Source organism: Faecalitalea cylindroides ATCC 27803 (genome assembly GCF_000469305.1).
GTDB lineage: Bacteria > Bacillota_I > Bacilli_A > Erysipelotrichales > Erysipelotrichaceae > Faecalitalea > Faecalitalea cylindroides.
Genome location: NZ_KI271039.1, coordinates 1 through 23,377, shown reverse-complemented (window position 1 = coordinate 23,377; position 23,377 = coordinate 1). Strand labels below are relative to the sequence as shown.

27 protein-coding genes and 2 other annotated features are annotated in these 23,377 nt (G+C 35.7%); of the genes, 26 read left to right on the top strand and 1 reads right to left on the bottom strand.

The features are described from left to right. Window positions 1–403 (top strand): mechanosensitive ion channel family protein (locus HMPREF0367_RS08210; protein WP_148449385.1); only part of this gene is annotated, 403 nt, incomplete at its 5' end. On the opposite strand, the gene HMPREF0367_RS08205 is transcribed toward HMPREF0367_RS08210, so the two are convergent. Next, window positions 389–1,219 (bottom strand): Cof-type HAD-IIB family hydrolase, encoded by an 831-nt coding sequence (locus tag HMPREF0367_RS08205; RefSeq protein WP_035403210.1) that lies wholly within the window; start codon window positions 1,217–1,219, stop codon window positions 389–391. The two genes, HMPREF0367_RS08210 and HMPREF0367_RS08205, sit on opposite strands and share 15 nt — an antisense overlap. 50 nt (window positions 1,220–1,269) lie before the next feature. Here HMPREF0367_RS08205 and HMPREF0367_RS08200 point away from each other — a divergent pair, with 50 nt between their 5' ends. The 25 genes from HMPREF0367_RS08200 to HMPREF0367_RS08080 all read left to right on the top strand — a co-directional run. Further along, the gene (locus HMPREF0367_RS08200; protein ID WP_035403209.1) at window positions 1,270–1,878 is read left to right on the top strand and encodes a hypothetical protein; all 609 of its coding nucleotides are present in this window, start codon (window positions 1,270–1,272) and stop codon (window positions 1,876–1,878) included. A gap of 19 nt (window positions 1,879–1,897) precedes the next feature. Then, the gene (locus HMPREF0367_RS08195) at window positions 1,898–2,590 is read left to right on the top strand and encodes a hypothetical protein (protein WP_035403207.1); all 693 of its coding nucleotides are present in this window, start codon (window positions 1,898–1,900) and stop codon (window positions 2,588–2,590) included. Window positions 2,591–2,645: 55 nt separating this feature from the next. After that, window positions 2,646–4,421 (top strand): aminopeptidase P family protein, encoded by a 1,776-nt coding sequence (locus HMPREF0367_RS08190; protein ID WP_392389143.1) that lies wholly within the window; start codon window positions 2,646–2,648, stop codon window positions 4,419–4,421. Then, complete coding sequence (locus tag HMPREF0367_RS08185) at window positions 4,421–4,930, top strand: CpXC domain-containing protein (RefSeq protein WP_015536063.1); 510 nt, start codon at window positions 4,421–4,423, stop codon at window positions 4,928–4,930. Before HMPREF0367_RS08190 ends, HMPREF0367_RS08185 begins: the two co-directional genes overlap by 1 nt. 14 nt (window positions 4,931–4,944) lie before the next feature. After that, a complete protein-coding gene (galE, locus tag HMPREF0367_RS08180) occupies window positions 4,945–5,961 on the top strand; it encodes a UDP-glucose 4-epimerase GalE (protein ID WP_035403203.1) in 1,017 nt (338 codons plus the stop codon). 76 nt (window positions 5,962–6,037) lie between these two features. Next, a complete protein-coding gene (gene ucpA / locus HMPREF0367_RS08175; protein ID WP_035403202.1) occupies window positions 6,038–6,829 on the top strand; it encodes an SDR family oxidoreductase UcpA in 792 nt (263 codons plus the stop codon). A gap of 1 nt (window position 6,830) precedes the next feature. Continuing rightward, window positions 6,831–7,580 (top strand): exodeoxyribonuclease III, encoded by a 750-nt coding sequence (locus HMPREF0367_RS08170; RefSeq protein WP_035403199.1) that lies wholly within the window; start codon window positions 6,831–6,833, stop codon window positions 7,578–7,580. 87 nt (window positions 7,581–7,667) lie between these two features. Further along, window positions 7,668–7,879: a binding site (T-box leader), on the top strand. Window positions 7,880–7,918: 39 nt separating this feature from the next. Then, the gene (locus HMPREF0367_RS08165) at window positions 7,919–8,635 is read left to right on the top strand and encodes an amino acid ABC transporter permease (RefSeq protein WP_015536059.1); all 717 of its coding nucleotides are present in this window, start codon (window positions 7,919–7,921) and stop codon (window positions 8,633–8,635) included. Then, on the top strand, window positions 8,628–9,359 hold the full coding sequence (locus HMPREF0367_RS08160; protein WP_015536058.1) for an amino acid ABC transporter ATP-binding protein: 732 nt from the start codon (window positions 8,628–8,630) through the stop codon (window positions 9,357–9,359). Before HMPREF0367_RS08165 ends, HMPREF0367_RS08160 begins: the two co-directional genes overlap by 8 nt. Window positions 9,360–9,378: 19 nt before the next feature. Next, window positions 9,379–10,245 (top strand): transporter substrate-binding domain-containing protein, encoded by an 867-nt coding sequence (locus HMPREF0367_RS08155; RefSeq protein WP_051335228.1) that lies wholly within the window; start codon window positions 9,379–9,381, stop codon window positions 10,243–10,245. 3 nt (window positions 10,246–10,248) lie between these two features. Further along, window positions 10,249–11,418 (top strand): M20 family metallopeptidase, encoded by a 1,170-nt coding sequence (locus HMPREF0367_RS08150; protein ID WP_035403196.1) that lies wholly within the window; start codon window positions 10,249–10,251, stop codon window positions 11,416–11,418. A 56-nt stretch (window positions 11,419–11,474) separates the two neighbouring features. Then, window positions 11,475–11,679, top strand: a binding site (T-box leader). Between the two features lie 42 nt (window positions 11,680–11,721). Further along, a complete protein-coding gene (gene thrS, locus HMPREF0367_RS08145; RefSeq protein WP_035403193.1) occupies window positions 11,722–13,464 on the top strand; it encodes a threonine--tRNA ligase in 1,743 nt (580 codons plus the stop codon). After that, a complete protein-coding gene (locus tag HMPREF0367_RS08140) occupies window positions 13,446–14,339 on the top strand; it encodes a hypothetical protein (protein ID WP_035403190.1) in 894 nt (297 codons plus the stop codon). The genes thrS and HMPREF0367_RS08140 overlap by 19 nt, the downstream gene beginning before the upstream one ends. Before the next feature lie 91 nt (window positions 14,340–14,430). Further along, a complete protein-coding gene (locus tag HMPREF0367_RS08135; RefSeq protein WP_015536053.1) occupies window positions 14,431–14,634 on the top strand; it encodes a helix-turn-helix transcriptional regulator in 204 nt (67 codons plus the stop codon). Beyond that, entirely contained in the window at window positions 14,631–15,068 is a 438-nt protein-coding gene (locus HMPREF0367_RS08130; RefSeq protein ID WP_035403187.1) for a DUF6773 family protein, read from the top strand. Before HMPREF0367_RS08135 ends, HMPREF0367_RS08130 begins: the two co-directional genes overlap by 4 nt. Next, entirely contained in the window at window positions 15,065–15,346 is a 282-nt protein-coding gene (locus HMPREF0367_RS08125) for a DUF2500 domain-containing protein (RefSeq protein ID WP_015536051.1), read from the top strand. The genes HMPREF0367_RS08130 and HMPREF0367_RS08125 overlap by 4 nt, the downstream gene beginning before the upstream one ends. Window positions 15,347–15,434: 88 nt before the next feature. Next, the gene (locus tag HMPREF0367_RS08120) at window positions 15,435–15,695 is read left to right on the top strand and encodes a GroES family chaperonin (RefSeq protein ID WP_015536050.1); all 261 of its coding nucleotides are present in this window, start codon (window positions 15,435–15,437) and stop codon (window positions 15,693–15,695) included. Between the two features lie 14 nt (window positions 15,696–15,709). After that, on the top strand, window positions 15,710–17,323 hold the full coding sequence (gene groL / locus HMPREF0367_RS08115) for a chaperonin GroEL (protein WP_015536049.1): 1,614 nt from the start codon (window positions 15,710–15,712) through the stop codon (window positions 17,321–17,323). A 62-nt stretch (window positions 17,324–17,385) separates the two neighbouring features. Further along, window positions 17,386–17,964, top strand: coding sequence for an RdgB/HAM1 family non-canonical purine NTP pyrophosphatase (rdgB, locus tag HMPREF0367_RS08110; protein WP_022356464.1), 579 nt, complete (start codon window positions 17,386–17,388; stop codon window positions 17,962–17,964). Next, on the top strand, window positions 17,964–18,485 hold the full coding sequence (locus HMPREF0367_RS08105; RefSeq protein ID WP_015536048.1) for a tRNA (cytidine(34)-2'-O)-methyltransferase: 522 nt from the start codon (window positions 17,964–17,966) through the stop codon (window positions 18,483–18,485). The genes rdgB and HMPREF0367_RS08105 overlap by 1 nt, the downstream gene beginning before the upstream one ends. Continuing rightward, window positions 18,463–19,020: a hypothetical protein gene (locus HMPREF0367_RS08100; protein WP_035403184.1), complete on the top strand. Its 558-nt coding sequence runs from the start codon at window positions 18,463–18,465 to the stop codon at window positions 19,018–19,020. The genes HMPREF0367_RS08105 and HMPREF0367_RS08100 overlap by 23 nt, the downstream gene beginning before the upstream one ends. 224 nt (window positions 19,021–19,244) lie before the next feature. Beyond that, window positions 19,245–20,474, top strand: a complete 1,230-nt coding sequence (locus HMPREF0367_RS08095; protein ID WP_035403181.1) for an NlpC/P60 family protein — start codon at window positions 19,245–19,247, stop codon at window positions 20,472–20,474. A 92-nt stretch (window positions 20,475–20,566) separates the two neighbouring features. Next, window positions 20,567–21,757: a M16 family metallopeptidase gene (locus tag HMPREF0367_RS08090; RefSeq protein WP_035403178.1), complete on the top strand. Its 1,191-nt coding sequence runs from the start codon at window positions 20,567–20,569 to the stop codon at window positions 21,755–21,757. Between the two features lies 1 nt (window position 21,758). After that, window positions 21,759–23,027, top strand: a complete 1,269-nt coding sequence (gene yfmH, locus HMPREF0367_RS08085; protein WP_035403175.1) for an EF-P 5-aminopentanol modification-associated protein YfmH — start codon at window positions 21,759–21,761, stop codon at window positions 23,025–23,027. 159 nt (window positions 23,028–23,186) lie between these two features. Next, on the top strand, window positions 23,187–23,377 hold a 191-nt coding region (locus HMPREF0367_RS08080; RefSeq protein ID WP_035403172.1), incomplete at its 3' end, for a single-stranded DNA-binding protein.

Below are 23,377 nucleotides of genomic sequence, written 5' to 3'. Positions count from 1 at the left end.
TCGCATTGAATTGATGTTTACCGTCGTTAAAACGCCTTCTGCACAAGAGATTATCGTTCCAAACTCTTTAATGGTACAGGAGATCATCATCAACTATTCTCGTGATGAGTATCGCCGTATTTCGCTTCAATTTCCTGTCAGCATTTCAACAGATGTTCAGGCATTGCGTGAGATCTGTATTGATATCTTAAAGAAGGATTCTAGTGTGATCATGGAAAAACCGTATGAAGTGATCATTGATAGAATGGATGAAACATCAATCTGGATGGGTGTTTATTGTTGGACAAAATTTGATGAATATTGGGATACATATCATAGACTTTATGACGCGATACAAAAAAACAGATTCACACAGACGATTGAACCGCCTTATGAATCTGTACAGATCTTAGATAAGCGCTAGATCTTTGAACGCATTATAGATTCCATTATCCGTTATGCTGGTCGTAATTAGATCAGCTTTTTCTTTTACTTGAATGCTGGCATTTCCCATGGCTACTGAGATGGCGGCCTTTTCAAACATGCAAAGATCGTTATGACCATCTCCAATGGCAATTGTATCTTTGTCATCCATTTTATAATAATCAATCAAGACTTCCATACCGGTTGCCTTTGTGATTCGCTTGGAAGAAATCTCGCCGCTTTCTTTTCCTAAGGGAGCAAATGTCGCTGGGATGACATCTAAGACAGGGCTTAGATCTTCATACACTTTTTGATACGGCGTCTTGCTTTCAAGGAAACTGATTTTATTGATTGGGTGTTCATGTAAATCATTGACCACATGTACTTGATGGTACAAGGTGTATAGACCATGCATCTTGCGTTGTTCATCGTCTAGATGTCCACATTGGATTTCCAGCAATTCTTTTAAGCGATCTTTCGTTTTCTGGGTCGCAAAAATACCAACACTGCTTTCATAGAGAGCTGGAATTTGGTGATCATTCAAAAAGTTATATACTGTATTAAATTCGAATTCATCAAAGGTTTTTTCAACGATTTGTTTGCCATGTACAAAAATAGAAGCTCCGCTTCCGGCAATGATGCCATCGTAATCAATCTTGGTTAAATCGCCAAAGATCTCGACTTTTTGTCTGCCGGTGCATAAACAAATTTTATGCCCATTCTTTTGGGCATGATTACAGGCGTCTAAGGCGCTGCTTGGTATGTATCCACTATGATGAAACAAAGTTCCATCAGCATCTAAAAAAACGATTTTCATTTATGTCTCCTGTTCTAGATTTTTGACGAGATTTATTTTACAATATTTTTATGAATATATATAGTTATTTTCAACGAGTTGAACGCAATATTCAAGGGGTTCCTTCTAAACATACTGGTTTATATAATGAGACGATCAATCAAACGAAACTTGCTAATTTATCTAAGACATCAAGCTATGAGATCATAAGCTGGGCAAGTGATCTTTTGCAGGATGATAACAATGAATTTACAGGCTTTAAAGAAGAAATGAAAAAACGGGTCAATGAAAAGAAAGAACATTTCTGGTTTCGTGAATTTTTAGATTTTCCTTTATATCTTTTTATTTATATCACATGTTTAAATGTGCTCTATGATATGATTGGAAATGGATTTCAATCGTTTATGGTTTTGATTACACCGGGCTTTTTGATTCAGATTATTGGTGTATACGTATCCATTAAGTTATTATTGTTGTTTTTGATCAAACAGCCGGATCGTTCAACGCTTGTTTTTTGGCTGGGATTAGCTTTTTTATTTTTTATCTACATGATTAGCAACTATGCTTTGCGAGCCTTTGATATGGTTATATTTACAATGCCATTATGGTTGTGGCTGATCGTACAGATTGTTTTATTAGTGGGAAGTTATTATTATATAAAAAAAGAGGATTTGATTTAGTTTTTGGGAGAATTTGATTATGGATAAGATCGTAATTTTGATTTTGGTGGCGGCTTTCGGAATTATCTTTGCCCTAGTGCCATCAAGGACATATAATATACTGACAAAAACATTGAGTTTTGATAAAAAAGGAATACGTTATATACGAAGAAGACATGATAAAGTCGATGCATTGGCAAATCTTTTTTTGTTCATCGGGCTTATTTTTTCGGTTTTATATTTTGTTCTTCCTTTTTATTCGCTGATCTATGCTGTATTTTTGATCTTTAGTTTTTTATGTGTTTTAGGGCAAGCTAATCGAGTTTTAAAGAAAAAGAATAGAACAGTGTACAGAATTGTAATTTATGGTTTATATCTAATGGCAGCTATCGGATTGGTGAGCGCATTAGGATTGTTAAATAATCATGTGGCGGATATGATGGTAACGACATATAGAACAGATTTATTTGCAGGAAATGTTTTTGATATTTTCTATCTTTTGACCAACCATAGTATTATCGTTTATATCTTGCAGGGAATTCTTTTCTTTATTCCTGTTTACTGCATGTGGTCACAATTTAAATATATGCGTTTGGAAAATACTTATAAAGCAATGAATATCCTTACCTATGCTATTAAGGTGTTATTTATTTGTATAGTGATGATATTTCTTGCGGTTGAAGGCTTTGACTTTATCAATTTTGTCTATCAAGTTGAATATAAAGAGGCTTAGCCTTTTTTTTTGTATCTTTTCGATGTAAAATTGAAACAATGAAAGAAGGATGAATATGATCAAAGAAAGATTAATGAAATTACGAGAAGAAATGAATAAAGAAGGAATGCAGGCTTATATCATTCCTACAAGTGATTTTCATGAAACGGAATACGTCAGTGAATATTTTGCGGCTAGAAAGTATATGTCTGGCTTTACTGGAAGTGCCGGTGTATTGGTTGTTCTTTTGGATAAGGCAGGACTATGGACGGATGGTCGTTATTTTATCCAGGCTGCAAATCAATTGGCAGGCAGTGGTATCGATTTGATGAAACAGGGACAGGAAGATACGCCTTCCATTGAAGAATATATCGTTACCAATTTAACGCAGGGATCTATTGTTGGATTTGATGGAAGAGTCATGAATGTAAATGATGCCAACAAGTATAAACAAGCATTTATGATGCATGATATCAAAATGGTAACAGACAAAGATTTAGTTGGAAGAATCTGGGATGATCGTCCAGCTTTACCTTGTACAGAAACCTTCCATTATGATGAAAAATATGCAGGAAAATCAATTTCTGAAAAACTAACACAAGTAAGAGAAGCTATGAAAGGATACAACTGTCGTTCTCATATCGTCACAAAGATTGATGAGATTGCCTGGTTGTATAATCTAAGAGCACATGATGTTCCACATTTTCCAGTGGCTTTGGCTTATACGATCATCAAAGAAAATGATGCGATGATCTATATTGATGCCTCTAGACTTGATGAAGAATCTAAAACTTTATTTGCCCAGAATCATATTCAAGTGAAAGACTATGAAGCAATTTATGAAGATGTTAAGACTTTAGAAGGACCTGTTTTGGTGGATGGCAATTTTGTAAACTCTAAGATCGTTTACAGCTTGAATACAGAAATCGTTTATGCCCAGGATCCAATTGTGCTTTTAAAGGCAATGAAGAATGAAATAGAATTAGCGAATACACGCAATGCCCATATTAAAGATGGAGTTGCCTGCACAAAATTCATGTATTGGTTGATGCAGAATGTAAACAATGGAATCAGTGAAATGAGTGCCCAGGAAAAATTGCAGGAACTTCGTAAAGAACAGGCAGATTATCTAGAAGATAGCTTCAATACAATTTGTGCATATAAAGAACATGCAGCTATGATGCACTACAGCTCTAATGAAGAAACAAATGTAGAATTAAAGCCAGAAGGAATGTTGCTGGTTGATAGTGGTGGACAATATTTGGATGGTACAACGGATATCACACGTACTTTTGTGCTTGGTTCAATTACTGAAGAAGAGAAAAAATGGTTTACCTTGGCTTTAAAAGGGCATATTCGTTTGGAAAAGGCAAATTTCTTGTATGGCTGCCGTGGTTTGAACTTAGATATTCTAGCACGTGGACCACTATGGGATCTTGATATGGATTATCAATGTGGAACAGGCCATGGTGTGGGTCATTTATCAAATGTACATGAAGCACCAAATGGATTTAGATGGAAGATCGTCCCAGAACGCAATGATTCCTGTGTGTTAGAAGAAGGCATGATCACATCCAATGAACCAGGAGTTTATGTAGAAGGTGAATTTGGTATTCGCCATGAAAATGAAATGGTCGTTGTCAAAGGAAATAAGAACTTCTATGGCCAATTCATGCATTTTGAAACATTGACATTTGTTCCATTTGATCGCAAAGGAATTGATAAGAGTTTATTGTCTGAAGATGAACTTGCATGGTTGAATGACTATCATGCTTCTGTATATGAAAAGATTTCTCCTTTCTTGACAAATGAAGAAGCAGAATGGTTAAAAGAAGCTTGTAGACCTTTATAATGAAAGAAAGAATGATTGAAACAGAGTGTCCTTTTTGTGGACACTCCTTCTATATAAAACGAGATACTTTGATCATAACGACAATGTCGCCACTTGCGGTTGAACGTTTGTTGGATCGGACGTATTTTTCTCATCTTTGTTCAAGGTGTCATAAACTATTTTACTTAACCTATCCTTTGATGGTGAGAAATCCCAAAAAACGATACAGCTTGTTGTTGACAGAACAAAAAGATGTATCAGGTTTTGATCCAGAAGAAAGAGTTGTCGTGGTAAAGAATGTGCCACAATTTTATTTGGCGTTTCACTTGTTGGAAAACGATCTAAACTTTAAGGTCGTTTTAAACAAAAAGAAACGCATTGAGGATAAGTATAAGAAAATGATCTGGTTTGATGGATATGATGATAAGAACCATTGTTTATGGTTTGATGTCGATGGTGAAAACAAAGCGGTTCTTCTTTCAAAAGAAGAGGAAAAAAATATCCATATAGTGTATAATCAAGCTGTGTGAAAGAGAGGGTCTTTATGAAGATATTAGTTACAGGTGGTGCTGGGTATATCGGCAGCCATACGTGTGTTGAATTGTTGAATGAAGGATACGAAGTCGTTATTGTAGATAATCTATATAATTCGAATCAAAAAGCTGTGGATCGAATTGAACAGATCACACAGAAAAAAGTAACGTTCTATCAGAATGATATATTGGATCGAGAAGCTTTGGATCAAATCTTTACCAAAGAAAACGTAGATGCAGTCATTCATTTTGCAGGTTTAAAAGCGGTAGGAGAATCCGTAAGAAAGCCAATTGAATATTATACAAACAATATTCAGGGAACGCTGATTTTGACAGATGTTATGCGTAAACACAATGTTAAGAATATCATTTTCTCATCCAGCGCAACAGTGTATGGAAATCCAGCTATGATTCCAATTACAGAAGAATGTCCAAAAGGGGTCTGTACGAATCCTTATGGTTGGACAAAATGGATGTTGGAACAGATCTTAACAGATATTCATACAGCGGATCCAGAATGGAATGTAATGTTGTTACGTTATTTTAATCCAATTGGAGCTCATGAAAGTGGCTTGATTGGTGAGGATCCTAAAGGAATTCCAAATAACTTATTACCATATGTAGCTCAAGTTGCGATCGGAAAACTTGAATGTGTTGGTGTCTTTGGAGATGATTATGATACACCAGATGGAACCGGTGTTCGTGATTATATTCATGTTGTTGACTTGGCAAAAGGTCATGTCAAAGCTTTAAATAAGATAAAAGAAAAAGCCGGTGTAAAGGTTTATAATCTAGGTACTGGAAATGGCTACAGCGTTTTAGATGTCATTCATGCCTTTGAAAAAGCCTGTGGACATGAGATTCCATATCAAATCAAACCACGTCGTGAAGGCGATATTGCGACATGTTATTCTAAATGTGACCTTGCCAAAGAAGAACTTGGCTGGCAGGCACAATATGATTTGGATGATATGTGTGCTTCAAGCTGGAAGTGGCAGACCATGAATCCAAATGGATATAATGATTAGATCATCTTCGGATGGTCTTTTTATTTTACTTTTAGAACAGCCCTTTTTATAATGGATACTAGGAGGATCTTATTATATGAAACTAAAAAATAAAGTCGCTCTTATTACAGGAGCATCTAAAGGAATCGGAGAAGGTATTGCCGAAGTCTTTGCCAAAGAGGGGGCCAATCTTATTCTATGTGCACGAAGTGCATCCACAAAACAAATTGCCGATACATTGGCTGAAAAATATAATATCAAGGCCATTTATGTAAACTGCGATGTAACAAAAAAAGCGGATTGTCAAAATGCAGTCGATAAGGGGATGGAAACATTTGGTCAGATCGATATTCTTGTATCCAATGCTGGTGTCTGCAAGTTAGGAAATTTCTTGGAAACAGATGATAATGATCGTGATTTTCATTTTAATGTAAACATCAATGGATGCTGGAATATTTCTCAGGCTGTATTACCGGGTATGGTCAAACAAAAACATGGTGCTATCGTTATCATGTCCAGTGTAACCGGGTATATGGTTGCCGATCCTGGTGAAGCTGCTTATGCGACAAGTAAAGCTGCTTTGATTGGTTTAACTCGTGCTTTGGCACGTGAATTTGCCGAAGATGGCATTCGTGTGAATGCGATTTGTCCAGGGTATGTCGATACGCCAATGGCACAAAGCATTGCCGTGCAATCAGATGCATCCAATCCAGAATCAGTTAAAGCAGGCATTGCCGGAGCGACTCCATTAAAACGTCTGGCAACTCCTCAGGAAATTGGTGATCTTGCCGCATTCTTGGCAAGTGATGAGAGTCGTTATATTACGGGCACGCAAGTTGTCATTGATGGAGGCAGCACGCTTCCAGAAACAATTAGTGTAGGAGTTTAAGATGAAATTAATATCTTGGAACGTAAATGGGATTCGAGCTGTTTTAAATAAGGGATTTGTGGATATCTTGAATACTTTGGATGCAGATATCTTCTGTATTCAGGAAACAAAAGCTCAGCCAGATCAAATCGAAGTTGATTGTGATCTATATCCATATCAGTATATCAACAGTGCCCAAAGAAAAGGGTATAGTGGAACGATGATCTTTTCTAAGATCGAACCTTTATCAGTCCATTATGGAATCGATATTCCTGAACACGATACAGAAGGTCGTGTGATCACGCTTGAATTTAATTCATATTATGTTATCACTGTGTATACACCGAATTCTGGAGATGGTTTAAAACGTTTAGAATATCGTATGGAATGGGATAAAGCTTTTTCTAACTATATTCAAAGTCTGGATAAACCTGTTTTATTAACAGGGGACCTAAATGTTGCCAATGAAGAAATTGATATCAAAAATCCTAAGACCAACCGCCGTAATGCGGGATTTACTGATGAGGAACGAGACAGTTTTAAAAAGAATCTTTTGACGATCTTAAAAGATTCCTATCGTACTTTGTATCCAGACAAAGTAGAATATTCCTGGTGGAGCTATCGTTTTAAAGCACGTGAAAAGAACGCCGGCTGGAGAATTGATTATTGGCTTGTTTCTGAAGAATTGATGCCGAAGGTTAAAGATTCTAAGATCTTGACCGATATCTATGGAAGTGATCATTGTCCGGTTCAATTGGAAATCGAATTGTAATAATTTACATTCTTTTACATTTGTGAAAACAATTTACATTTTTTTCTTGACATTAATTTTCTTTTCGTGTATTCTACCACTATATTCAAAAACTCAGTGAAGAAGAGAGTAGTCATAAGACGTAAAAGAAGCGAGCTGATGATGGTGAAAGATCAGCATACAAATTATGGTGAACCGCACTTTGGAGAGGGATATCTGAACATAGAGTAGGATATCAAGTTGTCTACTTTACAGACTAGAGGTGGTCATAGCTAGGCTATGGCAAATAGAGTGGTACCGCGATACATGTCGTCTCTTGATTGATTTCAAGAGATGTTTTTTTATGGGAGGGAAAAGAGATGTATGGAAATACTTTAATGGCAGTAACGATTGATTTTACCAAGATGATCAAATGGATCCCAACTTTCATTGATGGAACGATCGTAACTATTGTCTTAGCATTGATGACTGTTATCTTAGGTTGTATTTTAGGATTGTTGGCTATTTTGATGAAACGATCACATATAAAGGTGTTAAATGCGATATCAACAGCTTATACACAGGTGATTCGTGGAACGCCAATGTTACTTCAGTTATATATTTGGTTGTATGGCTTTCCAATGATTGGAATTTCCATTCCATCAATTCCAATGTTGGGAAGTGTTTATGGAAGTCGTGAGTTCTTGACGGCAGTGGTTGCCTTGGCAATTAACTCAGGCGCATATATTTGTGAGTTATTGAGAGGCGGTTTAGATTCCATTGATAAAGGTCAGATGGAAGCTGGACGCTCATTAGGATTTTCCAATTTAGAAACGATGCGATATATCATCGTCCCACAGGCGATTCGAGTTGTCTTACCGGGATTATGTAATGAATTTATCATGATGATCAAGGAATCAAGTATTGTTAGTGTAGTAGGTGTATTCGATATCATGTATACATCCAATATCGTAAAGGCATCAACATATTCTGTATTTGAGCCATTGATCATTATCGCAATTATCTATTTTGCCTTAACTAGTGTTCTAACGACGATTATGTCTTTGATCGAAAGGAAGTTGAAAGTTTATGCTTAAAACAGTAGATTTACATAAATCATTTGGGGATTTGGAAGTATTAAAGGGAATCAATACAGAGATTCATAAAGGAGAAGTTGTGGCCATTATCGGACCTTCGGGTTCTGGTAAATCCACATTTATTAGATGTCTGAATCTTTTAGAGGAACCAACAAAAGGGCAAGTTTTCTTTAAAGATACAGATATCACGTCCAAAGCCAAAAAGGAAGTCGATATCGATAAGGTTCGAGAACATATCGGGATGGTATTTCAGCATTTTAACTTATTTCCACATATGTCGGTCTTGGATAATTTGACATTAGCTCCAATCAAAATAAAAGGAATGTCAGAACAGGCTGCAAAAGAACAGGCAATTGAATTGTTAAAGAAGGTTGGTTTGGAAGAAAAGAAAGATGCCTATCCAAATAACTTGTCTGGTGGACAAAAGCAACGTGTTGCGATTGCCAGAGCCTTGGCTATGAATCCAGAAGTGATGTTGTTTGATGAACCAACAAGTGCTCTTGATCCGGAGATGGTAAAAGAAGTATTAAATGTTATCAAAAGTCTTGCCCAAAGCAAGATGACCATAGTTATCGTAACGCATGAAATGGGCTTTGCCAAAGAAGTTGCAGATCGTGTCATGTTTATGGATGAAGGAATCATTATGGAAGAAGGAACACCGGATGAGATATTCAATCATCCAAAAAATCAAAGAACAAAAGAATTTTTAGATAAAGTTATGTAGAAAGAAAGAGGAAACAATTATGAAAATGAAAAAATTAGTTAGTGTAGTATTAGCAACAACGATGATGATAGGTGTAGCTGGATGTTCATCGACAACATCTGGTTCTGCGGATAAATTGGAACAAATCAAAGAAGCAGGTAAGATCGTACTAGGAACTTCTCCAGATTTTCCACCTAGTGAATTCTATATCTTAGATGAAAATGGCGAGAAACAAATCGTAGGAAGCGATATCTCTTTAGCACAGGCTATTGCGGATGAAATAGGTGTTGAACTGGAAATCAAGGCAACCGATTTCAATGGTGTATTAGCCAATGTACAATCAGGAAGTGTAGATATGGCGATTTCTGGTTTTGCTCAGACAGAAGAAAGAAAACAAGTGATGCAGTTTTCTGAAGGGTATCAAAGAGAAGACAGTGAGGATTATCAAGGAATCTTAACCACAAAAGAAAATGCCGAAAAATATAAAACTTTAGAGGAATTTAAAGCAGCAAATCTAACAATTGCGGCACAATCCGGTTCCATTCAGTATGAATTGGCAATGAAGTTGACGGATGAAGCCAATATCAAACAATATGGAACAACAGATGCTTCTGCTTTAGCTTTAGATGCTGGAGATATTGATGCAGTCATTGTTTCTTCAAACTCAGCTTTACCTATGTTGGATACATTTACAGATTTAACATTACTTCCTAAAGATGGATTTGATTTAGACCCGGAAGCAATGTATTCCACAAATGTTATTGGATTCCCATTAGGAGATGAATATCAGTCATTGATCGATTTATGTAACGATGTAATTGAGAAAGCTAGAGAAAATGGTGACTTGGAAAAATGGGTGACAGAAGCGAAAGAATTATCTGCACAGGCTGTTGAAGTGGAGGAATAGTCAATGGATAATAAACAAATGATCTTAGATTTCATTGTTTCCAAAACCGATGATTATATGGCTTTGGTCAAAACAATGTATGAAAATCCAGAGATAGGAAATCAAGAGTTTGAAACAATGGAATTATTGACAAAATATTTGATAGATGCAGGTTTTGAAACACAAAAAGGGTATGTTGTACCAACCGGATTTATTGGAACATATGATACAAAGAAGGAAGGCCCAACTATTGCCTTTATGTGTGAATACGATGCTTTACCTGAAGTCGGACATGGATGTGGTCACAACTTGATCGCAGGAATTGGAATTGCTGCTGGAGAAGCTTTAAAACAAGTTGTAGATCAATATGGTGGAAAAGTAATCGTGCTTGGAACACCGGCTGAGGAAAATTTTGGCGGCAAGGTTTCCATGGCCAATGCCGGTGTCTTTGATACGATTGATGTTGCCTTGATGGTGCATCCAGGTACTAAAAATGGTGTAGGCTCAAAATCACAGGCATTGAATCCAATCAAATTTGAGTTTTTTGGAAAGAACGCCCATGCCTGCCATCCAGAACAAGGGGCTTCGGCTTTAGATGCAGCAGTTATGACTTTTGTTTCAATTAATATGCTTCGTCAATTTGTTGAACCAGGTACTTATATTCATGGCATAATTAAAGATGGAGGAACTGCAGCCAATGTGATTCCTGCTTATGCAAGTTTAGAGTATTATTTCCGTGCTTCTACAATGAAATACGCCAAAGAAGTAACAGAAAAAGCTATTAATTGCGCTAAAGGTGCATGTCAAGCAACCAATACAACCTTAAAAACTTCTGTTTATGAATGTCCTTATGAAGATACGCTTGTCAATTACACATTGGCAGAGATGTTAACTAATACATATCATGAACTTGGACTGCCGAATGTAGATCCAGTGGATGAAGAAGCTAAAGGAAGTACAGATGTTGGAGCAGCTAGTTATAAATGTCCTACGATCCAGGGAAATATCAAAATTGCTTCAGATGATGTTTTAGGTCATTCTAAAGAAATGGCAGCGGCTACGATATCTGAAGATGGGAAAAATGGTTTAATCAAGGCAAGTCAGGCAATTGCTTTGGTTGCTTTGGAATTATTGGAAAATCCAAATAAATTAAAACAAGTAAAAGAAGAGTTTAATCAATCTGTTCATGGTTAAAGAAGTCTTTGTGTTCAAAAGTTTTGACATTTATTCATAGCCGTTTTATAATCGAATCAACAATAGTGATAAGGACATGAATGCATGAATCTTGGATGTAGAGAGAAAAGTGGTTGGTGAAAACTTTTTGACAAAACATGTGTTTACTCCCTTTGAATTGCCCTTGAAAAAGTGTGCCGTACTCTTGCGTTAAAAGAAAATGAGGTGCATACAATTATTGTATGAACAAAGGTGGTACCGCGTGCGACAGACGTCCTTTGAGATGACTGTCGCTTTTTATATGGAAATAGGAGGAGAATTAAGATGATCGACATTAAAGAAAATGCTGAATTAAATGTATTGAATCATTCATGTGCACACATGATGGCACAGGCCGTAAAAAGATTATATCCTCAGGCAAAATTCTGGGTCGGACCTGTTGTCAGCGAAGGTTTCTATTATGACATGGATCTAGGAGATGAAGTTATCAAAGACGAAGATCTACCTAAGATCGAAAAAGAAATGAAGAAGATTGCCAAAGATGGTAAACGTATCGTACGTAAAGAAATTACTAAAGCTGAAGCTTTGGAAATGTTTAAAGATGATCCATATAAGATTGATTTGATCCAGGATCTTGAAGATGGAACAATTACTTGTTATCAACAAGGTGAATTCATTGATTTATGTCGTGGACCTCATGTGGAAACAGTTAAACAATGTAAAAACTTTAAATTATTGAAGCATTCTGGTGCCTATTGGAAAGGGGATGCCAATAATAAAGTATTGCAGCGTATTTATGGTGTATGTTTTCCAACAGCTGAAGAATTGGAAGAACATTTAGCTTTATTAGAAGAGGCAAAGAAACGCGATCATAAAAAGATTGGTAAAGAAATGGGATTATTTACGGTCAGTGAATATGCTCCTGGTATGCCTATTTTCTTGCCAAATGGTATGATCTTGCGTAATATCTTGGAACAGTTCTGGTATGAAGAACATACAAAGGCTGGCTATCAGTTCATCAAGACACCTATCATGATGTCTAAAGAGTTATGGGAAACAAGTGGACATTGGGAACACTATAAAGAAAACATGTATACAACTATGGTAGATGATCGTGAATTTGCGATCAAACCAATGAATTGTCCAGGCGCTTTATTGGTATACAACAGTTCTTTGCATTCATACAAAGAACTCCCATATCGTATCGGAGAATTAGGCCAGGTACATCGTCATGAAGCAAGTGGTGCTTTAAATGGTTTATTTAGAGTTCGTACATTTACTCAAGATGATGCGCATTTGTTTGTTACTCCAGATCAAATTGAGAGCGAAGTTAAAAATGTATTGGGGTTGATCGATCGAATTTATTCTGTATTTGGTCTTCCTTACGACATTGAGCTTTCTACACGTCCAGAGAGTGGATATATTGGTTCTGAAGAAATTTGGCAAAAGAGCGAAGAGGCATTGGCAAATGCATGTATCCATGCCGGAAAAGAATATAAAGTGAACCCGGGAGATGGAGCATTCTATGGTCCTAAATTGGATATTCATATCAAAGACAGTTTAGGTCGTGTATGGCAGTGTGGAACAATTCAGTTGGATATGAATTTGCCAGAACGCTTTGGCTGTACATATGTTGACAAAGATGGTTCTAAGAAAACACCGGTTATGTTACACCGTGTTATCTATGGTTCTATCGAACGTTTCATTGGTATCTTGATCGAACATTTTGCAGGTCATTTCCCATTGTGGCTGGCTCCAAGACAATTTGTCGTAATTCCAGTTCATCAGGAAAAACATCTAGAATACGCACAGAAGGTTGTAAAAGCGTTGCAGGATGCCGGTATGCGTGTGGAACTAGATGATAGAAATGAAAAGCTGGGATATCGTGTACGTGAAGCACAGATGTCTAAAGTACCGTATCAGATCGTAGTTGGTGATGGTGAAGCCGAAAACGAAACAGTTACGATTCGTCAGAGTGGTAAAAAAGAAAGTAAGACAATGGCACTAAATGAAGCCTTAGAAAAATTTGTTAAGGAGGTAGAAGAAAAATGTCTGTTAGAAAAATAATATCTTTGGCTTTATCTTTAGTTTTATCGGTATCATTGGTTGCTTGTTCTTCTAGTAATGAACCACAAGAACCAATTAAGATCCTTTCACCTACAGGGGCACCTGCCTTATCATTATTATCTTTGTATGAAAATGAAAATGTGGAAATTGAAACAGTAGAAGGTACAGATGTACTAACTGCAGAATTATCTAAAAAAGATAGTGAATATGATATCATCGTAGCACCAACAAATTTAGGCGCTAAATTGTATTCGCAGGCAGAAGCTTTTAATCTTGAAGCGGTATTGACCTGGGGAAATCTATATTTGGTTGGACCAGAAGGTTCTGATCTAACAAGTGCATCTATTGCAGCTTTTGGCGAAAAAGCGGTTCCTCAATTGGTTTTCCAGTATGTAATGGATACAGCTAATATGAATGTTACATATTATGCCAGTGTTCAAGAAGCTCAGCAGGCTTTATTGACTGGGCAGTCTGAAGTTGCCTTATTGGCGCAGCCTGTTGCCGCTGCAACGATTGCCAAGGCTAAAGAACAAGGAAAAGAGTTATCGGTTCTTGAAGATCTTCAAGCACTTTGGAAAGAAAAAACGGGCATTGATGAAGATGGGTATCCACAAGCTTCGTTGTTTGTAAGAGCGGATGCTAATGTTGATTATGCTTTAGATCTGTTGCAAGATACAGAATTAAGCGAAGATGAAATGAAAGAAATTATCGATAAAGTTGGTGTTGATAAGCTTGGCGTTCCAAATGCTGAAATTGCGGTTAATACATATTCTAAACAGAATATTCGCTATGAAGCAGCAAGTGATGTAAAAGATCAAATTGAAGAATTCTTAAATCTATTTAATATTGAACTTCCAGAAGGATTGATCAAGTAAGAGCGAGAAATCGCTCTTTTTCTATATTTTAAAAGTAAAATATAATTGACATAAAGTAAATTATAATTTATTGTTTAATTGAGGTGAGGGGATGTCAAAAAATCTAGCAATGAAAGCTGCCAGAGCTTCAAAAGATATGACACAAAAAGAATTAGCTGAAGCAGTGGATGTTTCTAGACAAACGATCAATATGATCGAGAAAGGAGAATATAATCCGACGATCAAGTTATGTCGTGCTATCTGTAGAGCATTAGACAAAACATTGGATGATTTGTTCTGGGAGGAAGACGAATGAAAAAGTTAGATGAAATGAAAAGGTTAAAGCTTCTTAAAATTGAAGAAAAAGGTTTTTATTTGATGTTTTATGGCTTAGTATTCGTAATTGTGGTTCAAGCTTTTTTGAACGATTTTAAAGATATCCAAGAAGTTATCTTGCCAATGGTTTTGCTTGTGATTGTTTTCGTTTATTTCATTATTGTTTGTTTTAAAGAGGGGATATGGTCATATCAGGATGTAAATCAAAAGAAAAGTATTGTGGTATCTATCCTGGTGGGAATTGTTGGAGCTTTTATATTTGGGTATAAATTGTATTTGTTAAATAGATTGCATGTTGAATATCTATTGATGATCTTTTTGATCGTTACGATTTTAATGTATTTAATTTTAATAGGCGTAAATCGAATTTATGTAAAAAGAGTGGAACGTTTAGAAGATGGTGATGAAGAATGAAACGCTATACTATAAATAGACATGAAATCACAAACTGTAATGCCAAGTTGATTGAAAAGAAATGCAGTGACTATTATCCTATGCCTGGAAATGTCTTTGAACCACAGAAAGTTTATGAATTGGTGTTTTTAAAAGAAGATAAATCAACTGTTTCTTTAGAAGTAAGTGCCTTTGAATATAATGTTGTTGAAGTAGGATGGGAAGGGAAGTTGATTTATCAAGGCTATGAATTGATTTCTTTTGGAAACTGGATCCAGCAAAGTAAAAAAGGTGTATAAATTTTTTAGCAAACCTATTGCATAACTGCTAAAAGCGTGTATAATATTCTTAGCAGTTGATTTAAAAGAGTGCTAAAGGAGGAATATTATGTTACAACCATTACATGATTATGTTTTGTTAAAAAGAGAAAAGGAAGAAAAGACAACCGCTAGTGGAATTATTTTGACAAGCGGTAAAGAAAAATCTAAATTGGCCGTTGTTGCTGCAATCGGTTCAGGTGTTAAAGATTGTGAATATGCTTTAAATGATAAAGTATTATATAAAGAATACTCAGGAACAACGATCAAAGTAGATGACGAAGAATATATCGTAATCAAAGATGAAGATATTATTGCGGTAAGCAAATAAGGAGGTACATTTTTATGGCTAAAGAAGTGCGTTTTTCAAAAGATGCTCGTGAAGCAATGTTAAAAGGAGTAAACACATTGGCAGATGCCGTACGTGTTACTTTAGGCCCTAAAGGACGCAACGTGGTCCTTGAAAAGGAATATGGTTCACCACTTATCACAAATGATGGTGTAAGTATTGCCAAAGAAATCGAATTGGAAGACAAATTCGAGAATATGGGGGCAAAGTTAGTATATGAAGTAGCTAACAAGACAAATGATACAGCAGGTGATGGTACAACGACAGCAACGATCCTTGCTCAAAGCATGATTGAAAATGGATTGCGTGCAGTAGATCGTGGAGCAAATCCAGTTTTGATGCGTGAAGGTATTGAAAAAGCTGCTAAGGCAATCAGTGATTATATCTTGAAAAATTCGAAAAAAGTTGAAAGCAATCAGGATATTGCCAATGTAGCTACAATTTCTGCAGGATCTGAAGAAATCGGTGAAATCATCGCTCGTGCAATGGAAAAAGTAGGACGTGATGGTGTTATCTCGACTGATGAATCCAACGGTTTTGAAACAGAACTTGAAATCAGCGAAGGTATGCAGTATGACAAAGGATACATTTCTCCATATATGGTAAGCGACCGTGAAAAGATGGAAGCAGTTATGGAAAATGCATATGTATTGGTTACAGATCAGAAGATCTCAAATATCCAGGAAATTCTTCCATTACTAGAACAGCTTGTTCAAGCAAATCGTGCTTTGCTGATCATTGCTGATGATCTTGAAAATGAAGTTGTTTCTACTTTAGCATTGAATAAATTACGTGGAACATTCAATGTTGTTGCCACAAAAGCTCCTGGATTTGGAGATAATCAGAAAGAAATGTTACAGGATATTGCTATTTTAACTGGTGCAACATTCTATTCTAAAGATCTTCAGATGGAACTGAAAGATATGCAGTTGAGTGATTTAGGTACAGTTAAGAAGATCGTCGTTACAAAAGATAATACAACAATGATCGGTGGTGCTGGATCGACTGAAGATGTGCAGGCTCGTATTGCAGAAATCGAAGCACAGATGGAAAACACAACAAGTGAATATGATAAGAAACGCATGGCTGAACGTTTAGGTAAATTATCAAATGGTGTTGCGATCATTAAAGTTGGTGCAGCTACTGAAAGTGAATTGAAAGAAAAGAAACTTCGTATTGAAGATGCATTGAACTCTACTCGTGCTGCTGTAAGCGAAGGTATCGTTATCGGTGGTGGAGCTTGTTTAGTAAATGCTTATGTAGCATTGAAAGATGAGATCAAATCAGATGTTGTTGATGTACAAAAAGGTATCAAAGTTGTATTTGATGCATTGTTGACACCAATCTCTCAAATTGCTGATAATGCTGGATATAACAGTGAAGAAATCGTAGAGATCCAGAAGGGTGCAGATGAAAATATCGGATTTGATGCAAAACATGGTGAATGGGTCGATATGTTAAAAGAAGGTATCATTGATCCAACAAAAGTAACTCGTAATGCATTAATGAATGCCGCAAGTATTTCTGCTTTATTCATTACAACAGAAGCTGGGGTTGCTTCAATTCCAGAACCTGAAAAAGAAGCTCCAATGCCTCAGGGAATGTACTAGAATTAAAAAAAGTCCATTGAATTGGACTTTTTTTCTTTTTATAATAAGTACCGGTGATAAAAATGAAAAAAATATGGATCGCAACTTCAAATGCGCACAAAGTTGAAGAATTTCAGAAAATGCTTGGCGAAGATGTACAAGTATGTTGTTTAAAAGATCTTGATCAGGAGGTTGAAATTGTTGAGAATGGTAAGACATTCGAAGAAAACGCCTTGATCAAAGCTCGCAGTTTATATGATGTTTTGCATCAACCTGTAATCAGTGATGATTCTGGACTTGAAGTGGACGCCATGGATAAGGCACCAGGTGTATATTCAGCACGCTGGATGGGCGAAGATACAAGCTATGATGTCAAGAATGCTCAAATCATTAAAAATGTTGAAGGTAAGACTAGAACTGCTCGTTTCGTATGTGTAATTGCCTATATTGATGAAAATGGCAAAGGCCATACATATCGTGGTGAAGTCGAAGGGCAAATCAACGATAAGATCCTTGGGAGCAATGGATTTGGATATGATCCAATCTTCTATTATCCTGAGTATGGTACGACTTTAGCGAATGTTTCAAGTGAGATGAAAAACAAAGTATCACATAGATCTCGTGCTTTAGAGAAATTTTTAAAAGATTGGAGAAATAAATAATGTTACACGTTGTATTATATGAACCGGAAATACCACAGAATACAGGAAATATCATTCGCACATGTATGGCGACAGGATCTCGTCTTCATTTGATTGAACCACTTGGATTTTCATTGGATGAAAAGCATTTACGAAGAAGCGGAATGGATTATATAAAAGATGCGGATATTCATATTCATAAAAACTGGGAAGAGTTTGTAAAAGAGAATCCAAGCGATAAATATTATTTTATGACTCGATATGGACATAAGGCACCAAGTGAATTTGATTTTAGCGATACTTCAAAAGATGTGTATTTAGTCTTAGGAAAAGAGAGTACAGGTGTCGATAAAAAAATCTTAAAAGATCACTTAGACAGTTGTATGCGACTTCCAATGGTTGCCAGTGCAAGAAGTTTAAATTTATCCAATTGTGCAGCAATCATCGTTTATGAGGTTTTACGTCAACAAAATTATCCTGGGCTTGCCACCAGTGAGCAATTAAAGGGAGATCATTGGCTTGAAGATCTATCAGTGGATTGATCGTTTGTTTGATACCTATTCTAAAAGATCATGCTTTGTTGCAATTTTAGTTTTAGTGTATTGGACATGGCAGAATATCTGGCAAGGGGTATTCATGTTTGATTTAGCTCGTGTAAGCAATTATGACACCTTGTTTTCATTTTATGAAAATTTAAGTCAGTATTCTCATGCTTTGTTAATTGAAATAGTATTAGACATGATTTCAAGTAATAGTGTATCGCTTATATCAATCTTGAATGCTGTAGTCAATAATGTGAGAATCATTGATATTCTGGCTGTCTTCTTTACGGTTATTTTGTTCATGAAATCTAGACAAAAAAAGAGTTGGATCTTTTTGATTGTTCTTTATATATTGATGTTTGCTGTAGTAGAGGGAAGCTTGTTTTACGGATTTCAAGTTTCATCTATTGATGAATTAGTAAGTATTTTACATATATTATCCATGATTATCCTTGGTTTTGAATGTGTAATTATCGTATATCTGATATATCGAATCGTGGGTTACGTTTTTGAGTATATTCGACTATTTGAATAATATTGTTTTTGATTCGTGAACAGATGTATATATCGAAAATGATTTGATAATTTTAGTCAAATTCACATAATTTTACATAATTTGTTTGAAAGTCCTTTATATAAAGGAGAATTATAAATTTTTAAATAAAATTAACAATTAATTTTTGATAAATATTTTTTTCAAAATTTGTTTGAAATGGGTAATCATGTTAAATTGTTGGTGTTGTATGAGAGGTGATAGAAGTGAATTTTATCGAAAAACACAGTAAATTATTGGCTGTAGCCTTATGTTTCTGTGCTTGCGGACCAGTTCTTTCTACAGTTTACGCATACGAAACTAAACCAGGATGGCATGGTGAAGGAGCCGACAGATATTATATTCTGGAATCCAATCATCAGACTGCAACTGGTTTAACAGAAATTGAAGATGAGTTATACTACTTCAATAACGCTGGTGAGATGCAATTCGGATGGCAAGAAATTTCTAACGAAACTTACTATTTCGAAGAAGATGGAACAGCTGCAACAGGTAAAACAAACATTCAGGGTACTACTTACAACTTCCAGAGTGAAGGTACTCTTCAACATGGCTGGTCAGAAGATGGAAAATCTTACTATGACGAGAAGGGATTCAAGATCACAGGAAATTGGGTTGAAGATCAAGGAGCTAAGTACTATTTTGACGAAGATGGAAACCTAGTTACTGGTTGGCTAGAAGTTGACGGTAACAAATACTACATGGGTACAGATGGAAAGATGTGCACAGGTCAGGTTGATATCGATGGTCAGACTTATTACTTACAGGAAGATGGAACATTCAAAACTGGATGGGTCGAAAAAGATGGCAAGAAATACTATTATGAAGAAAACGGTAATCTTGTAAAAGACACATTCAAAGATATTGATGGAAAGAAATACGCTTTTGATGCAAATGGTGAAATGATCACTAATACAGAAAAAGATGGTTATACGATCGGTGAAGACGGGGTTGCTGAAGAGATCGTTGAACAAGCTGACAATACACAGTCTGTTCAAGAAGATACAAGTTCATCAACACCTTCTAATAGTGGATCAACAGCTCCATCAACACCATCAACTGGTTCAGGATCAAGCTCTAATGCTGGTTCTGGTAACTCAGGTTCAAGCAATGTCCCATCAACACCTAATGTAAGCAATGATGCTATTGTAAGTGCAGCATACGCTCAATTAGGAAGAACGCAGGACTGTACAATGTTAGTTACTAACTCTTTAGCTGCAGTTGGTATCAATTTCCACGGATGGCCTGAAGACTATTTATCTTTAGGTACATTAACTAGCAATCCTGTTCCAGGTGACATTATTGTCTACAGTGGACATGTTGCAATCTATGTTGGTAATGGACAGGCAATCCACGGTGGATGGCTTGGTAACCAGACCGTATTAGCATCAGTCAATTGCGGTAACGCATTGATTGGATACGTTCACATAGGTTAATAAAGAGAAGAGAAAATCTTCTCTTTTTTTGTATACGACTTGATTATTCAGGTCGTATTTTTTAATATAGTTATATTCGCCGGAGGTAGTTTATGAATTATATTTCTTCGAATAAATTTAGTGATGTGAGCGTTGCGATAAGAACACAGTTTCCTTTAGAGCGCTCTACAATAACGGCATATAATATTCTGGTTTATATGTTGAAAACCAAAACAGAATTATTTAAGACAAAACAAGCTTTGATTTCAAATTTAAATGAAGCTTATGGAATGAAACTGGCTTGTGGATTGAGTTCCTATGGGGCTGATCTTATCTTGACAACACGTATTCAATATATTCGTTCGGATTGGATCGAAGAGGAAGACTATATCCATAAAGTTAAAGAAATTACAGATCAAGTATTATTTCATTCTGTATTGGATGAAGCGAGTTTTGAAGAAGCAAAATATTTATATAGAAATAAATTGACACGTATTTTAGATGATCCAGATGGTTTAGCTATATACACTTGTTTAACGACGTTAAATACAAATCATGAGATCTCCATACCTATTCAAGGAAGTCTGGATGATTTAGATCAATTAACGCTTCAGGATATCCAGAATGTGTACAGTGCATATTTAAAGGCTGATAAGCATATACTTGTTTGTGGATGTTTGGATGAAGAAATGAAAACGTATCTAGAAAGAATGGATTCTAGTTCAAAGTTAAATTCAACACGTAGTTTATTACCGATACTTGATTATCAGGAAGAAATTATCGAAAAGAATATCTCACAGTCCAGCATTGCCTTGGTGTATGCAACAAGTACAGATATTCTGTCTGAAGATTATTATAAAATGTTTGTAATGAACTCTTTGTTGGGGCAAAGTCCAACAAGTCTTTTGTTCGAAGAGGTTCGTGAGAAACATAGCTTATGCTATTCCATTTCTTCTTATTTAATTCAGTTTGATGGAGCATTGATCATCACCTTGGGTACAAATAAAGAAAATATAGAAAAGGCTATTGATTTGATCAATCAGCAAATTCAAAGGATCATAGATCTTGATTTTGATCCGGAATTATTGAATACGGCTAAAAAGGATTGTATCGATTCATTGATCGTTGCTCAAGATTATCCATTCTCACAAATTGATCAAAGATTTATGGATGTTTTATTGTCAAGGGATACAGATAGAGATAAGAAAATAAAGAATATACAAAAAGTTAGTCTTGAAGATGTATCTGCAGCTGCAAAAAAATTAAAGAAAATTTCTTCAGTTATAGTAAAGGAAGTAGAATAGTATGAAGTACAATATGAATATATTGAATAAAACTTTAGATAACTCTTTGCATGTGATCTTGATTCAAAAGCCGGATTATGTTAAATCGCTTTTTATGTTAGGTGTACCAGCCGGTGGGTTTGATGTGGTCCAAAAAAATCAGGATGAAATCGTAAAACATTCCAGTGGTTGTGCTCATTTTTTAGAACATCAGATGTTTCGGTTGAATCAAAGAGATGTGACCCAGGATTTTGCCAAGATGCAGGCACAGACAAATGCTTTTACTTCATATACAGAGACTGCTTATTATTTTCAAACTACATCTGATATTGAAAAGCCTTTAGCTTTATTATTAGATTTTGTTGAGAATTTAGATATTGATCAACAAAGTGTTGAAAAGGAAAAAGGAATCATCCTTAGTGAATACAATATGTATGAACAAAATCCTGAACAAAGACTTTTGATGAATACATGGCGTGCACTTTATCATAAGCATCCTTTGAAAATTGATATTCTTGGAAACAAGGACGATATTTCAAATATGACCCCAGAAACACTGACTCAGTTCTATCAAATGAATTATGATCCGTCTAGACTTACTTTAGTAGGTGTTACAGGCAAAGATATCAATAAGATCATGGATTTTGTTATTGAGCATCAAAAAGGTGTTGCTTCTAAGATTCAGGGAGATATTGCTCGTATCATGCCAGAAGAGCCAAAAGAAGTTGTTTTAAAAGAGAGCATTGAATACATGGATATCACGATGCCATATGTTTGTGTTGCCTATAAATTAAATCCTGTGGATACGATCATGGATGCAATGCGTTTGGATATTGCCTTGCAGATGCGAATAGACTCTTTGTTTGGTCCTTTGAACCCAGAATATCAAAACTGGATGGATGAGCAGATCATTTCACAGGTAGCGTTTGCGGAATGTGATTTTAATGTAGATCATGGCTATGTTATTTTTGTGGCTCAAACCTATAAGGTGCAGGAATTTATCGATCTTGTTGATAAGCTTGTTAAAAAGATAAAAGAACCAATTGATCCATCTATCTATCATGCTTTATCAACAAAATTGATTTCACAAAATATTCGTAGTTTGGACAGTTTTGATTCATTGGCGATTGAAATGATGCGTGCGCATTTTGAAAACTACGATTATTTGAAATCTTTAGAACTGGTAAAAGAAATGGATCCAAGTGTGATCGAGGATTTGTGTTCCCGTATGGATTTTTCTTATCGTTCAATTATTGAAATCTTACCAAATGAGTCTAAATCCTCTAAATAAGTTCATTCTTTGTGATTTAGAGTAAAAAAAACTTCTCTAAATAAGGGTAAAAATGAGATTTTAGAGAAGATAGGAGATTTGTTATAGAAAAATAGAATCGATAAGATACTGCTGAAGGCAGGTGATAATATGGTTTATCGACCATACCGGAGGTAGTATATGAATGTATTTTGTATAGTAGGTCAGATTGAAAGGCTTCCTGTCTTAAAAGAAACAAGTACCGGATTGAAAACGTGTGAAGTTGAATTAAAGGTGATCCGCCCCTTTTCCAACAGTGAAGGGGAATTTGAGAACGACTATATCACGGTTGAAGTTTGGAGAGGATTAGCTGAAACAATCTGCCATGTTGC